The organism is Clostridium sp. AF27-5AA (genome assembly GCF_003478415.1).
In the GTDB taxonomy this organism is placed as follows: Bacteria; Bacillota; Clostridia; order Lachnospirales; family Lachnospiraceae; genus Otoolea; species Otoolea fessa.
This window is the reverse complement of record NZ_QUFH01000002.1, coordinates 185,060-198,017: the sequence shown is the minus strand read 5'-3', so window position 1 is coordinate 198,017 and position 12,958 is coordinate 185,060. Positions and strand designations below refer to the sequence as shown.

Genomic DNA, 12,958 nt, shown 5'->3' with positions numbered 1-12,958 from the left:
CTCTCATCTTCTCCGGTCACTTTTCATGTCCTTTTGGGCAAAGAGCGGGCAAGCGCAGTATCACGCTTGCCCGCTCTATTTTTGAAAGCCGGTTTTTCTGCAGCCGACACGGCGGGGCTGTTTGTTGTCTGTTGTCTTGGTTTTGGCTTTCCTGCCAGTTACTTCATAGATTCCAGAATGGCGTCCGCCAGTGCTTCCAGCTCAGTGCGCTTGTCCGTGCCCATGGACGAGGCGAGGCTGAGCCGCTCGTTGAGCACCGTCATGTTCTTAAGCTCATCGTTGACAAATTTCTGCATGAGGTCACCGGACTTCACCGCCCATGAGCCGTTTTCAATGATGGCAAAGGTGCGGTTTTGCAGATTCAGTGCCTTCATATCCATGAGGAAGTCATGCATGGCGGGGTAGATGCCGAGATTGTAGGTCACAGAGGCCAGGACAATGTGACTGTACTTAAACGCCTCGGAAATCAGCTGGGAGACATGAGTGGAGGACACATCGTACATCGCCACCTTGCTCATGCCCTTATCGCAGAGCGACGCCGCCAGCGCCTGCGCCGCGTTCTCCGTGTTGCCGTACATGGAGGCGTAGACGATGAGCACGCCCTGGGTCTCAGGGGCATAGCGGCTCCATGTGTCGTACTTTTCGATGAACCAGCCCAGATCCTTGCGCCACACGGGGCCGTGGAGCGGGCAGATGTACTGGATCTGATCCAAAACGCCGCCGGCCTTTTTCAGCAGGAGCTGGATGTGGGGGCCGTACTTGCCCACGATGTTGGTGAGATAGCGGCGGGCGTCGTCCAGCCAGTCCCGCTCGAAGTCCACCTCGTCGGCGAACAGCTTACCGTCCAGCGCGCCGAAGGTGCCGAAGGCGTCGGCGGAAAAGAGGACGCCGTCGGTGACGTCGAGGGTCACCATGGCCTCCGGCCAGTGAACCATAGGCGCGCCCACAAAGGTGACGGTGTGCTTGCCAAAGGAGAAGGTGTCGCCCTCCTTCACCTCGATGCACTCATGTCCGTCCACATGGAAGCCGAACTGCCGCATGAGCATGAATGCCTTCTCGTTGGAGATCAGCTTCACCTTAGGATGGCGCAGCAGGATCTCCTCGATGCAGGCGGCGTGATCCGGCTCCAGATGGTTGACCAGCAGGTAGTCCAGCTCGCGGCCATCCAGCACATACGCCAGATTTTCCAAAAGCTGGCGGCAGGCAGACCAGTCCACCGTGTCAAAGAGCACCGTCTTTTCATCCAGCAGGCAGTAAGCGTTGTAGCTTACGCCCCGGGGAATGGGAAAGCAGTTTTCAAACAGGGCCAGGCGATGGTCGTTGGCGCCCACCCAGTAGAGGTCGTTTGTTACTTTACGCACGCAATACATCTTATCTTACCTCCTTCACGGCTCAAGCCTTTACAAATTGATCCTTCGTCTCCGCGCACTCCGGGCACACCCACTCGGCGGGAAGCTGCTCAAAGAGCGTACCCGGCGCGATCTCGCCGTCCTCGTCGCCCAACTCCGGCACATACTCGTAGCCGCAGCCGCTGCAGACGTAACGGTCGCCGATGGGGGCGGGCTTCGGCGGTGTGGGCCGCTTCATCTTTACCATAGGCGGCGCGGGCAGCTTTTCGCCGCTATCCAGCGCAGCAGTGAGCAGGGGCAGGATCTCCTCCACATCGCCCACGATGCCGTAGTCGCAGTTCTTGAAGATAGGCGCGTTACCGTTCTTATTGATGGCCACGATGGTGGAGGCGTCCTTGATGCCCTTAAGGTGCTGGGATGCGCCGGAGATGCCACAGGCGATGTACAGATTGCCGGTGAACTTCTGACCGGACATACCCACATAGCGGTTCAGCGGCAGATATTTGAGAGTCTCCGCCACAGGGCGGGAAGAACCGATGGCCGCGCCGGCAGCCTTGGCCAGCGACTCTACCAGTTTCATGTTCTTTTTCTCCCCGATGCCCTTGCCCGCGGAGACCACCCGCTCCGCCTGCGGGATGGGCGTATCCATAGGGATGCCCACGGAGAAGTCGTGACCATCCTTCTTCAGCGCCGCTACAAGGTCGGCCACCTGCTGGGCAGCATCCCCTTCCCGGAAGATGGTCTTTTTGCGAATGCCGGTGATGGGCGCGGGTTTCTTGGCCGCCGAACGGCTCTCGCCGCCGGAGCTCTTGCCCAGCCTGCCCACCAGATGAGAGGCGATGACCACCCGCTGGATCTCGTTAGTGCCCTCGTAGATGGTGGTAATCTTGGCGTCGCGGTAGGCCCGTTCCACCTCCATGCCCTTGAGGAAGCCACTGCCGCCGTGGATCTGCAAGGCATCGTTGGTGACCTCCAGCGCGATGTCCGAGGCGTACATCTTCGCCATGGCGGACTCCATGCCGTAAGGCGCGTGCTGCTCCTTCAGCTCCGCCGCGGAGTAGATGAGGAACCGGGCGCAGCGCAGCTTGGTGGCCATATCCGCCAGCTTGAAGGCGATGCTCTGCTGGGCCGCGATGGGCTTGCCGAACTGGACGCGCTCCTTGGAATAGCTCAACGCGTGCTCAAACGCGCCTTGGGCGATGCCCAGCGCCTGCGCGGCGATGCCGATGCGTCCGCCGTCCAGCGTGGACATGGCAATCTTGAAGCCCTCGCCCTCCTTGCCCAATAGGTTTTCCTTGGGAACCTTCACGTCGTTGAAGATCAGCTCCGCCGTGGAGGAGGAGCGAATGCCCATCTTGTCATAGTGGTCGCCGAACTCAAAGCCCTTCCAGCCCTTCTCCACGATGAAAGCGGAGATGCCCCGGGTGCCGATGTCCGGCGTGGTGACGGCGAAAACCACATAGGTGTCCGCCTTAGGGGCGTTGGTAATGAAGATCTTGCCGCCGTTGAGGAGGTAGTAGTCCCCCTTATCCAGCGCCGTGGTCTCCGTGCCGCCGGCGTCGGATCCGGCGTTGGACTCCGTGAGGCCGAAGGCGCCGATCTTCTCGCCCTTGGCCAGCGGAACCAGATATTTCTTCTTCTGCTCCTCGGTGCCATAGGCGAAAATGGGCCATGAGCCTAGGGAGACGTGGGCGGAGAGGATTACGCCCGCGCCGCCGTCCACACGGGCCAGCTCCTCCACCGCGATGGCGTAGCTCAGGGCATCAAGACCGGCACCGCCGTACTCCTTGGGGTAGGGAATGCCCATCCAGCCCAGCTTACCCAGCTTCTTGACAGCCTCCTCGGGAAACTCATTGTTCTGATCCATTAAAAATGCGAGGGGCTTGATCTCCTCCTCCGCAAAACTCCGGATCTTCGCGCGCAGCTCTTCGTGCGCCGCCGTGGTTTGAAACAGCATATGGGTACCTCCTCTTAAAATTTTACAGCTTGCTTGTATCTTGGGGATCGGATCCGCCGGTCAGCAGCCTGCGCAGGCTCACGGCACGGAACGCCTCGTCCTGCTTTTGCTGCAAGGCCGCCAGCTGACAGTGGATGGCGCACCGCCCATGCTTGTCCTGCCAGCGGCATTCATATCCCGGCTCCATGCAGGCGCACAGGATGCCCCGCTCCCCCACGACCCCCATGAGATCGTAGAGGGAGGTCGCGTCCAGATCGCAGGACAGCGCGCAGCCGCCGAGGGCGCCGCGGCTCACCCGCACCAAATTGCCGGCGGAGAGCTTGCGCAGAATCTGGTAGGCAAACTGATTGGGGATCAATTCCGTTTCCGACATCTCGGCCACCGAATGCTTCTCCCCGTCCAGCAGCACCCGCAAAATGCGCAGTGCGTAGTCCGTCTCTTTGGTGATGATCATGCTCCACATCCTCTTTTCGCTTGCTTGTTAATGCCATTATATCAATCTTGATAAATTTTATCAAGATAATTTCCAAAAAAATATATCGTTTTAACACAGACCGCTCCAGCCCGGGTCAGCTTCGCTTTCCATTCAGCGAAAAGCCATGTTCCTTACAATATAGAAGCCGAAAAAGCTGTGCCGTGGCAGTCCGCCGAAAGCAGAAAAGACTATGCCTGAAAACCAGAAAGCGGAGAAATTGGTTGGGGGTCGTAGGGGTCGCCCACCCAAGGCGGATAAGGCGGTCCCTGGCAAGTCCAAGGCAAGCACCAAAGTGCGTGCTTTTCATTTTATATTCGACACATTATGTTATGATATGCAGTAAATGTTCCATCTTACCGTCCCATTCTCTGCTGGAATCGGCGCACTCTTTCAGTTCAGTTTCGACTTCAGCATTTATCGGCAAGTTTTTCTTATAGCGGATGGTATGCTCAAGGCTTGCCCAGAAGTCCATAGCGATTGTACGGAGTTGTATCTCCACCGGCACATGGATCACTTTTTCCGCAAAGAATACCGGCAGCCGGAGCGTCAGGTGCAGACTGCGATAGCCATTTGGCTTAGGGTGTGAAATATAATCTTTCTCTGTGATGATTTCAATGTCAGACTGTTTTTTTAAGCACTTTGCCAAAAAGAACACATCCTCCTCGAAAGAGCAGATCACCCGCACACCGGCAATATCCATGATATTTGTCTGCATGGTCGGAAAATCCAGAGGAAGTCCGCGTTTCTGCATCTTATTCATAATGCTGGACGGCGACTTCAAGCGGCTTTTTATACTTTCTATCGGATTGCGATCATGCTGCAATGAAAACTCTTCGTTTAGAATTTCCAACCTGCTTTCCAGTGCTTTCAGCGCACATCGGTATTGCAGCATGACTTCCTGATACCTGCGATTTTCGCTTAAAAGGCGCTGGCACTGCAAATCATCTAAGCCTTTATCTGCCGCAACCGTCAAGCCAAATAAATTCTCACTCATAGCTTCTCCATTCCGCAGGGATAGGCGCTCCGCGCTGTCTGCCGCTCTTGTATTACGACCTGATAAAAACTGTATCCGCCGGAGAGATGGGAACAGGTGAAACCGTACTGCGTCAAAAGTCGGCAGGCCAGATAACTGCGAAGCCCTGTCTGGCAATTCACATAAACAGGCTTACCCCGGTCTAACTCGTCCAAATGCTCCCGCAGATCGTCCAGTGGAATATTGCGGAATCCATTCAAGTGCCCACGCCGATATTCGCCTTCTGTACGGACATCCAGCAGTGTCGCATTGCCATCGCAAGGCAAGTCCTCAACCTCATTCCAATGGAACTGCCGTACCTTCCCGCTCTCCAAATCCTCGATCATAAAACCGGCCATATTGACCGGGTCTTTGGCAGAGGAATAGGGCGGCGCATAGGAAAGGTCAAGCTCCGTCAGTTCCAAGGCTGTCATTTTTGCGCGAATGGCCGTTGCCAGTACATCAATGCGCTTGTCCACGCCCTCGCCGCCAACGATCTGCGCACCCAGCAGCCGCAGGCTTTCTTTTTCATACATCACCTTCATTGCCATAGACTGTGCGCCGGGATAATAGATAGCGTGGGATGCCGGGAATAATACGACTTTGTCGTAAGCGATCCCTGCTGCCTGCGCTGCCTTCTCATTGATCCCCGTGGAGGCCGCTGTCAAGCCAAACAGTTTCAGAACAGACGAGCCCTGAGAGCCGTGAAAGCGGCTGTTTCCGCCGCAGATATTGTCAGCGGCAATGCGTCCCTGCTTGTTGGCAGGCCCCGCCAGCGAGATCAATGCTTTTTGGCCGGTCACGAAATGGGTGACCTCTACGGCATCGCCCACAGCGTAGATATCCGGCACGGAGGTTTCCATCCGCTCGTTGACAGCGATGCTGCCCCGGATGCCCAGCTCAAGTCCGGCCTCTTTTGCCAGATGGGTGTCCGGCGTGACGCCGATGGCCAGCAGCACCATGTCGGAGCGCAGCGGCTCACTTTCCTCCAGCAGCGTCAGCACGGAATCTCCGTCCTGTCGGAATCCGGTGACGGTTTCATCCAACCGCAGAGCCACACCGTGTCTGCGCATTTCCGCATGGACAAAGCTGGCCATATCCGCATCCAGCGGCGCTAATAGCTGCTTCAGACGCTGGACGATGGTAACCGAAACGCCCATCTCCACAAGGTTTTCCGCCATTTCCAGACCGATAAAGCCGCCGCCAGCCAAAACAGCGGTTTTCGGCTTCTGATCCTCTACAAAGCGTCGAATGCGGAGGGTGTCTTCCACGGTGCGCAGGGTAAAGACCCGCTCGCTGTCCACACCGGAAAGCGCAGGAATCGTCGGCTTTGCGCCGGGGGCAAGAAGCAGTTTGTCATAGGTTTCCGTGTAGACCTTCCCGCTGTCCAGTGCGTGGACGGTGACGGTTTTCTCTGCGGGATTGATCGCAGTTACTTCCTGCCGTACTCGCACATCAATGCGAAAGCGATCCCAAAAGCTCTCCGGAGTTTGCAGCGTCAATTCTTCCTGCTCCTTGATCACACCGCCCACATAATACGGCAGACCGCAGTTGGCATAGGACACATAGCCGCTGCGCTCGATCATGATGATCTGCGCGTGTTCATCCAAACGGCGGATGCGGGCGGCGGCAGAAGCACCGCCTACGATTACAACTTTCATCTTGCGCCCTCCACCATTGCGGCAATCTCCGACTTAGGCCGATAGCCCACCGATTTGGCAACGGCCTTTCCATCCTTGAATACGACCAGCATCGGGATACTGGACACCTGAAAACGCATTGCCAGCTCCATCTGCTCGTCCACATTGACCTTTCCCACCTTGAGCGCGCCGCTTTTTTCTTCGGCAAGCTCATGCAGTATGGGAGAGAGCATTTTGCACGGTCCGCACCAGTCGGCGTAGAAGTCCAGCAAAATGGGCTTGTCGGAACGCAGTACCTCATTTTCAAAATTCGCAGCAGTAATTTTCAGTTCAGCCATGAGTAAGGCTCCTTTCTGTTATCTTTGTTTATTCTTTGTTTTTCAGCTTGCAAATCCCCTGCGTCATGGTTCCCATGGGGCAGAAGGCACACCATGTACGGGGCTTGTAGAGCACCATGACGATGAGGCCGATGAGCAGCGAGGTCAGCATGAGGCTGTAAAAGCCGAAGCTGAATTGGGCTACCCAGTCTGTCACCGTTCCGGCAGTGTAGGCCCAGCCCCACGGCACACGGAAGGTCCAGAACAGCTTAATGGCCTCCCGCAGGGACGAAGTACCCGCAGCGACCAGATATGTCTGAAACACCATGTTGCCGAACATCGTCAGGAAAAAGATCAAAAAGCCATAACGGAACCACTTGGAGGACATCCAGCGGGGCGTGGGCTTGCAGCGGGAGCATTTAAGGTCTGTCCCCAGCTTGCTGAACAGTTGACCCCGTCCGCAGAGGTGGTTGCAAAAGTATTTGTTCCCACCAAAGATGGCTAAGAACAGCGGCAGAAGAAAATCGATCATGCCCAGCCACGCGAACAGGATATTGAAAAAGCCCAGTGCAAAATAGATGATTGCATATACCCACAGGTAATCGTACCAATGCTTTACTTTCATGCGTCAGCCCTCACTTTCACCTCAATGCAGCCGACGGGACAGATCTTTGCGCACTTGCCGCAGCCTACGCATCGTTCCGCCTCCACAGCGGCGTAGCAGCCGCGGCGCACCTTGACGGCCCCCAGTGGACAGGTATTTTCACACACGCCGCAGGCGACGCACCGCGTCTTATCTATGGCGGCCAGTTTCTTTGACAGCATAGCGTTCCTCCCTTAATCCTGCAAGGATTTGTAATAGAGCATACAGTGGCAGAATCCCTCGAAGCCCGGATCTGCAATTTGATCCTTAAACTCCTGGCACATACATTTGGTCGCCTCTGTGCTCTCCCTGCGGCAGGGGCAGTACCCGCCGGTGCGCTTGAGTCCTTCTCTGATGGTGCTGACAATCTCCTGATCGGAATTGAGCTTGATTTTCATGTTCGCCACCTCTTTCTTGTTGATTGATTGTGGCTTTATCATACCGCAGTACAAAGCATTTTTCTGTGACGAGGTTACGTTACGGCAAATTTTTATATAAGTGAGAAAGAGCCGTGAAGCGGTATCTTACATACTGCTTCACGGCTCTTTGTTTATAGGTTTTGTTGTGCTTCCTTACTCAGCCACAGAAAACTGGTCTTTGCCAACAAAACATAAGGGGCATTCAAAATCATCCGGAATATCTTCCCATTTTGTACCCGGTGCAATGCCGCCTTCCGGATAGCCATTTTCTTCGTCGTATTCCCAACCACACACATCGCATACATATTTCATAATGAAATTCTTCTTTCTTGTTTTTTATTTCGCACACAACATTAGCCCGACTTTATCGTCATCAGAAACAATAACGATTCCTATCTTACTCAAAGAATATCCACAGCTTCCGCTTGTTTTACTCTCTTTGTTTTCTTATTCCCTGAAATCATTTTATGACCCGTATATACTGCCATAACCATGCAGATCAAGGAACTAAGCGCAAGGTACTTATGCGTTGTTTTTGAGCCTTTATATCCAGTGCAAAAAGTTCCAAACATGGTAATTACCGCTCCGATTGACCAATATTTATGTGCTTTCATGACTTGTTTGCCTCCTGCCTGCAATACATGACATTCAGTTCTCTATGTTGGTTCTAAGATACCATGCGCGGAACGATCACGCTTTCCACAGACTGTGGAGGTTGCAGTAGGCGTAGACCGCCTCGACTTCGTCGCCCTCGCAGAGCGCAAAGCAGACCTCCGGCTTCTCGCCCGGGTGCAGTTCCTTGCGCTGGTTGCCCTGCTTGGTGTGGAGGGACACCCACTCGATGTAGTGCTCCGGCAGCATGGGATGCTCTACGGAGCCGACCTTGACATGAACGATGCCGTTTTCCACAGTCCAGACAGGGACGTGCTTCTCCACGGCGGCGTCGGTGGTACCGGGGATGATCTCGCTCATCGGCTCACCGCAACAGATGACGGGAACGCCCGTGTCCTTGACCTTGGCAATGATGTTGCCGCAATGCTTGCAAATGTAAAACTTCTGCTCCATGATTCGTTCTCCTTTTCTCTTTAATAGTTTTCTGCGTGAATTTCAAAGTAGCTCTGGGGATGGTTACAGGTCGGGCAGACCTCCGGTGCTTTCTCACCGATCACGATATGCCCGCAGTTGCGGCACTCCCATACCTTGACCTCACTCTTGGCGAAGACCTCCGCCATCTCCACATTGTGCAGCAGGGCACGGTAGCGCTCCTCATGATGCTTTTCAATGGCGGCTACCAGGCGGAAACGCTGGGCCAGCTCATGGAAACCCTCCTCGTCGGCGGTTTTGGCAAAGCCGTCGTACATATCCGTCCACTCGTAGTTCTCGCCCTCAGCGGCGGAGAGAAGGTTTTCGGCGGTGTCGCCAATGCCGTTCAGCTCTTTGAACCACAGCTTGGCGTGTTCCTTCTCATTATCAGCGGTTTTGAGGAACAGCGCCGCGATCTGCTCGTAGCCTTCCTTCTTGGCCTTGGATGCAAAATAGGTGTATTTGTTGCGCGCCTCGGACTCACCGGCAAAGGCAGCCATCAGGTTTTTTTCGGTTTGAGTTCCTGCGTATTTCGTTTCTTTCATGGCGGATACTCCTTCCTGTTTTTCTGCTTTTATTGTAGCAAATCTATGATTTTCTTCTGTAACGAAGTCACATTTCTTTTTATTTTAGACGATTTAGTCTGTTCTTATCCCGCAGCGTGATTGCACCACGCTTCAGCTCCACCAGCCCGTCCTCCGAGAAGCTTTTGAGCATCCGTGCCACTGCCTCCCGTGCCGAGCTGATGTGCTGGGCGATCTGCTCATGGGTCATGCGTATCGTGTCGGAGCCGGTACGTTCCGCTTCGGCAAAGAGAAATTCTGCCAGCCGCTGATCCAATCCCTTGAACATAATCTGCTGCATCGCCCACATCACATCAGAAAACCGTTTCGTTGCCAGTTCATAAAGAAAACAGCGGACATGGAGATTTTTCTCCTTGAGTGCAGCAATGACATTTGCAGAGATAATCAGAATGTCCGTATCCATTCCGGCAGTCATTTGTGTATCAAAGGTGATCTGACTGATCACGCAGGAGGCGGAAAGCACGCATAGTTCGCCCGGATACAGGCGGAACAGCGTTACCTCCCGCCCCTCATCAGAGAGAAGATAGGTGCGGATCTCGCCGGAAAGAATAAACAGCATTCCGAGACATTCATTGTCGCTGCTGTGAACGAACGCACCCTTTTTATAATGACGGACAAAGGCACTTCGGCGTAGTGTGTCCATTTCGCGTTCGGTCAAGGATGACCAGAACGGAAGTTGTGTCAGTGTGCGTTCCATATCAATGGCAGCTATGCTTGCCGCAGCCGTGGTCACCGCAGGAGTGACCAGCCTCGCCGTGTTCATGGTCATGGTGGTCACAGTGAACATTGGGATCGTAGCCCAAACTTCCGTTGAGCAATGCGCTCACCGCCGCGTCAGCGTCCCCGCTGACACCGCCGTAGAGCTTGATGCCCGCTTCGGCGAGTGCTGCCTGCGCACCGCCGCCGATGCCTCCGCAAATCAAAGTGTCCACGCCGTTCTGCATCAGGAATCCTGCCAGTGCGCCGTGACCGCTGCCGTTGGTATCAACGACTTCCGCATGGACGATTTTGCCGTCCACAGATTCATAAAGCTTGAACTGCTCGGTGTGACCGAAATGCTGAAAGATCTGACCGTTGTCATAGGTAACTGCAATTTTCATAATGGAATCTCCTTTGCAAGTTTTGCCTGATTTTTCCATGTTGGCTCTCTGCATCCGGCAGCAACGGCCGCAGTGAGCTGCCTCCTGTCCTCCGCAGATGCGGTAGTTTCCCCCGGTGATGTGCAGCGGTTTCCCGTAGACAAGACACGCTACGATCTTGCTCCGTGCGCTTTCGTAAATCTCCTGCACGGTAGAGCGGGAAATCTCCATTTGAGCGGCACACTGCTCGTGGGTTTGCTGCTCCAAGTCAACCAGCCGAATGACCTCGTATTCGTCCAGCGTCAGCAGGATCGGCTCGGTATTCTCGCACCCGTTAGGACAGAATGTATCGACCTGTGGTACGCCACAAATTCGACGGCACCGTGGCGGTCTTGGCATGGGAGCTTTCCTCCCTTTGTATTCGGTATATTCCGATTATAGCACTTTGAGCAGAAAAAGCAATTTTTCAAAAGCTGCTACATTTTCCGTCCTCATATGTGTGCTGGCTGATATTCGGTGTCGAAGACTACGTGTGAGCCATGTTCGTATTGTCAGATTATCTACATTTGACAGAACTTCGCAGGGTATCCTCTTCCGAATAGTTCGCATTGATGTCCATCGGGTTGATATACTGCGCGCTGGAAGGGCTGATTTTAATGACCTGCCCCTCAAATTTCTTCACCAGTGCCGTGTACTCGGCTTCCGGATCGCACACAATTACATCGTCATCCGTCACCAGAAACGCATTGGCGATTTCTCGCTTGGCAGAGAAGGATTTACCGGAACCGGGAGTACCCAGAATCAGCCCGTTGGGGTTTTTGAGCTTTTTCCGGTCAACCATAATCAGGTTGTTGGACAGAGCATTCAGCCCATAGTACAGAGCCTCTTTCCCGGTCTGAAACAGTTCCTGGGTGGTAAACGGAACGAAAATTGCCGTGCTGCTGGTAGTCATGCTGCGCTGAATCTCAATCAGGTTCTGTGCCAGCGGCAGACAGCTCATCAGCCCCTGCTCCTGCTGAAAGTCCAGACGGCGCAGGTTGCAGTTGTACTTCTGCGCGATACTGGAAGCTTGAAACACATTGGTTTCCAGCTCCTGCTCCGTCTCGCCGGTATTCATCACCAGAAAGGTCAGCAGGAACATACGCTCATTCTGGCTCTGCAATTCCTTCAGCAGTGCCTTTGCGTCCCTGCCGTAAGTTGCCAAATCTGACGGAATGATGTCCATATCGTATCCGGAACGGACAGCTTTCTTCTGTTCCTCAATCTTGGAACGATCCAGCTCCGTAATGGTGTGCTTGATGGATTTGATTGCTTTGTTCTGGTCTACCGACTGAATGTGCATGGTCACAATCTGGCTGGATTCCATATCCAGAAAGTCCTTCAGCAGCTGATCCGACAGGTCGGAAGCCGTAATCTGGAGATAGGACATGGAACCATACATCCCACCCATCTGAAAAACACGGTTCTTCGGAAAGGCAAACCCGGTCGGGGCAATAAAGTCCTTTACCGACAGCCCGCTCTCCGGCAGCCACTTCCAATCGAAATTGAATCGGTCATGGTCACCCATGTGGAACATATCGTGCATCAGATGAAGCCGTTCCTTACCGTTCAGCAATTTTGCCCGGACACCCAAGCGTTTGAAGTTGTTCATCAGGTCGATCTCAATGTGATTGAGCCTCGGCTTTGCCTGTTTCATGGATTCTGCTTCAATGCCAAACGTCAGGTACTTCGTCTTGGTCAGGCCGTTGTTGCCCTGGGCAAGCTGGCGGCGCAGCATGGTGCTGTACTCCGTGCGCACCGGATTGAAATGATCCTTCTGGTACGGGATGCGCACCATCTTCTCAAAATTCGAGGCATCCGTAGCCATATTCATAAAAGAAAGCTCAAAGCGGATACTCAGAGAGCCGTTCCACCCGCATCTGATAATCTCCTGGGAACTCCTGCCGGAGCTTGCCGTATTCCGTGTCAGAGAGAAGGACATTTTCGTATGAGCCATACCGGTGCTGGATTTCCTTCTTCTCTCTTTTATTGATTGTTTCAGTACTTGTTCTATTAGTACTTAATTGCGCGGGATTTTCCGTAACCGGTGTGTCCGTATCCGGATTTACCGTATACGGCTTTTCCGTACACGGCTTTTTCCTTGGCATCTCATAGATCACATACTCCGCTCTGCCCATCCGACCGTTACTCTCACGCTGCTGGTTCCTTTCCAGATATCCAAGACGTTCCAGTTCTTTCAGAGCTGTAAGCACCCCATCTACGCCATCCGGTGTAATCGAAGATAATCCCCGTACCGAATAGTTCCATGTGTCCGGTAAACTAAGCAGCATAGAGAGAAGTCCTTTTCCTTTCAGGCTGAGACCCTGATCCCGCAGGTGGTAATTGCACATCGTTGTGTAA

16 protein-coding genes and 1 pseudogene are annotated in these 12,958 nt (G+C 54.1%); all 17 read right to left on the bottom strand.

Annotation, left to right across the window (positions count from 1 at the left end; all coding sequences use genetic code 11):
- Positions 1-158: 158 nt before the first annotated feature.
- The 17 genes and pseudogenes from DWY89_RS03345 to DWY89_RS03265 all read right to left on the bottom strand — a co-directional run bounded on the left by DWY89_RS03345 (position 159) and on the right by DWY89_RS03265 (position 12,948).
- Positions 159-1,370 carry an FprA family A-type flavoprotein gene (locus tag DWY89_RS03345; protein WP_107000753.1) on the bottom strand — a complete coding sequence of 404 codons (1,212 nt, stop codon included), beginning with the start codon at positions 1,368-1,370 and terminating at the stop codon, positions 159-161.
- 22 nt (positions 1,371-1,392) lie between these two features.
- Positions 1,393-3,306, bottom strand: coding sequence for an acyl-CoA dehydrogenase family protein (locus tag DWY89_RS03340; RefSeq protein WP_107000754.1), 1,914 nt, complete (start codon positions 3,304-3,306; stop codon positions 1,393-1,395).
- Positions 3,307-3,328: 22 nt separating this feature from the next.
- A complete protein-coding gene (locus DWY89_RS03335) occupies positions 3,329-3,760 on the bottom strand; it encodes an Rrf2 family transcriptional regulator (RefSeq protein ID WP_015553424.1) in 432 nt (143 codons plus the stop codon).
- 343 nt (positions 3,761-4,103) lie between these two features.
- Entirely contained in the window at positions 4,104-4,775 is a 672-nt protein-coding gene (locus DWY89_RS03330) for a GTP pyrophosphokinase family protein (protein WP_107000755.1), read from the bottom strand.
- Positions 4,772-6,454: an FAD-dependent oxidoreductase gene (locus DWY89_RS03325; RefSeq protein WP_118523469.1), complete on the bottom strand. Its 1,683-nt coding sequence runs from the start codon at positions 6,452-6,454 to the stop codon at positions 4,772-4,774. The genes DWY89_RS03330 and DWY89_RS03325 overlap by 4 nt, the downstream gene beginning before the upstream one ends.
- Positions 6,451-6,771, bottom strand: coding sequence for a thioredoxin (trxA, locus tag DWY89_RS03320; protein ID WP_107000757.1), 321 nt, complete (start codon positions 6,769-6,771; stop codon positions 6,451-6,453). Before trxA ends, DWY89_RS03325 begins: the two co-directional genes overlap by 4 nt.
- A 28-nt stretch (positions 6,772-6,799) precedes the next feature.
- Positions 6,800-7,375, bottom strand: a complete 576-nt coding sequence (locus DWY89_RS03315) for a 4Fe-4S binding protein (RefSeq protein ID WP_117796821.1) — start codon at positions 7,373-7,375, stop codon at positions 6,800-6,802.
- Positions 7,372-7,575 carry a 4Fe-4S binding protein gene (locus tag DWY89_RS03310; RefSeq protein WP_107000759.1) on the bottom strand — a complete coding sequence of 68 codons (204 nt, stop codon included), beginning with the start codon at positions 7,573-7,575 and terminating at the stop codon, positions 7,372-7,374. Before DWY89_RS03310 ends, DWY89_RS03315 begins: the two co-directional genes overlap by 4 nt.
- 12 nt (positions 7,576-7,587) lie before the next feature.
- Positions 7,588-7,833, bottom strand: a complete 246-nt coding sequence (locus DWY89_RS03305; RefSeq protein WP_107001011.1) for a ferredoxin-thioredoxin reductase catalytic domain-containing protein — start codon at positions 7,831-7,833, stop codon at positions 7,588-7,590.
- 132 nt (positions 7,834-7,965) lie between these two features.
- Positions 7,966-8,124: a rubredoxin gene (locus DWY89_RS03300; protein WP_107000760.1), complete on the bottom strand. Its 159-nt coding sequence runs from the start codon at positions 8,122-8,124 to the stop codon at positions 7,966-7,968.
- 89 nt (positions 8,125-8,213) lie between these two features.
- A complete protein-coding gene (locus DWY89_RS03295) occupies positions 8,214-8,426 on the bottom strand; it encodes a DUF6219 family protein (RefSeq protein ID WP_107000761.1) in 213 nt (70 codons plus the stop codon).
- 76 nt (positions 8,427-8,502) lie between these two features.
- Positions 8,503-8,877: a desulfoferrodoxin family protein gene (locus DWY89_RS03290; RefSeq protein WP_033120174.1), complete on the bottom strand. Its 375-nt coding sequence runs from the start codon at positions 8,875-8,877 to the stop codon at positions 8,503-8,505.
- A gap of 20 nt (positions 8,878-8,897) precedes the next feature.
- Complete coding sequence (gene rbr / locus DWY89_RS03285) at positions 8,898-9,440, bottom strand: rubrerythrin (protein WP_107000763.1); 543 nt, start codon at positions 9,438-9,440, stop codon at positions 8,898-8,900.
- A gap of 79 nt (positions 9,441-9,519) precedes the next feature.
- Positions 9,520-10,176 (bottom strand): Crp/Fnr family transcriptional regulator, encoded by a 657-nt coding sequence (locus tag DWY89_RS03280; protein WP_107000764.1) that lies wholly within the window; start codon positions 10,174-10,176, stop codon positions 9,520-9,522.
- 1 nt (position 10,177) lies between these two features.
- A complete protein-coding gene (locus tag DWY89_RS03275; RefSeq protein ID WP_118482288.1) occupies positions 10,178-10,957 on the bottom strand; it encodes a DUF134 domain-containing protein in 780 nt (259 codons plus the stop codon).
- Positions 10,958-11,144: 187 nt separating this feature from the next.
- Positions 11,145-12,455: pseudogene (locus tag DWY89_RS03270) on the bottom strand (DUF87 domain-containing protein); the annotation flags it as partial.
- Complete coding sequence (locus DWY89_RS03265; protein WP_227589453.1) at positions 12,442-12,948, bottom strand: helix-turn-helix domain-containing protein; 507 nt, start codon at positions 12,946-12,948, stop codon at positions 12,442-12,444. The gene DWY89_RS03265 and the pseudogene DWY89_RS03270, both read right to left, overlap by 14 nt.
- Positions 12,949-12,958: the final 10 nt, after the last annotated feature.

Bases quoted from the DNA above. Each gene is read 5' to 3' on its own strand.
- DWY89_RS03325 (WP_118523469.1), bottom strand. From the start codon at position 6,454: ATGAAAGTTGTAATCGTAGGCGGTGCTTCTGCCGCCGCCCGCATCCGC.
- DWY89_RS03335 (WP_015553424.1), bottom strand. From the start codon at position 3,760: ATGATCATCACCAAAGAGACGGACTACGCACTGCGCATTTTGCGGGTG.
- DWY89_RS03265 (WP_227589453.1), bottom strand. From the start codon at position 12,948: ATGTGCAATTACCACCTGCGGGATCAGGGTCTCAGCCTGAAAGGAAAA.
- DWY89_RS03345 (WP_107000753.1), bottom strand. From the start codon at position 1,370: ATGTATTGCGTGCGTAAAGTAACAAACGACCTCTACTGGGTGGGCGCC.
- DWY89_RS03315 (WP_117796821.1), bottom strand. From the start codon at position 7,375: ATGAAAGTAAAGCATTGGTACGATTACCTGTGGGTATATGCAATCATC.
- DWY89_RS03305 (WP_107001011.1), bottom strand. From the start codon at position 7,833: ATGATAAAGCCACAATCAATCAACAAGAAAGAGGTGGCGAACATGAAA.
- DWY89_RS03330 (WP_107000755.1), bottom strand. From the start codon at position 4,775: ATGAGTGAGAATTTATTTGGCTTGACGGTTGCGGCAGATAAAGGCTTA.
- DWY89_RS03295 (WP_107000761.1), bottom strand. From the start codon at position 8,426: ATGAAAGCACATAAATATTGGTCAATCGGAGCGGTAATTACCATGTTT.
- DWY89_RS03280 (WP_107000764.1), bottom strand. From the start codon at position 10,176: ATGGAACGCACACTGACACAACTTCCGTTCTGGTCATCCTTGACCGAA.
- trxA (WP_107000757.1), bottom strand. From the start codon at position 6,771: ATGGCTGAACTGAAAATTACTGCTGCGAATTTTGAAAATGAGGTACTG.
- DWY89_RS03300 (WP_107000760.1), bottom strand. From the start codon at position 8,124: ATGAAATATGTATGCGATGTGTGTGGTTGGGAATACGACGAAGAAAAT.
- DWY89_RS03290 (WP_033120174.1), bottom strand. From the start codon at position 8,877: ATGGAGCAGAAGTTTTACATTTGCAAGCATTGCGGCAACATCATTGCC.
- DWY89_RS03340 (WP_107000754.1), bottom strand. From the start codon at position 3,306: ATGCTGTTTCAAACCACGGCGGCGCACGAAGAGCTGCGCGCGAAGATC.
- rbr (WP_107000763.1), bottom strand. From the start codon at position 9,440: ATGAAAGAAACGAAATACGCAGGAACTCAAACCGAAAAAAACCTGATG.
- DWY89_RS03310 (WP_107000759.1), bottom strand. From the start codon at position 7,575: ATGCTGTCAAAGAAACTGGCCGCCATAGATAAGACGCGGTGCGTCGCC.
- DWY89_RS03275 (WP_118482288.1), bottom strand. From the start codon at position 10,957: ATGCCAAGACCGCCACGGTGCCGTCGAATTTGTGGCGTACCACAGGTC.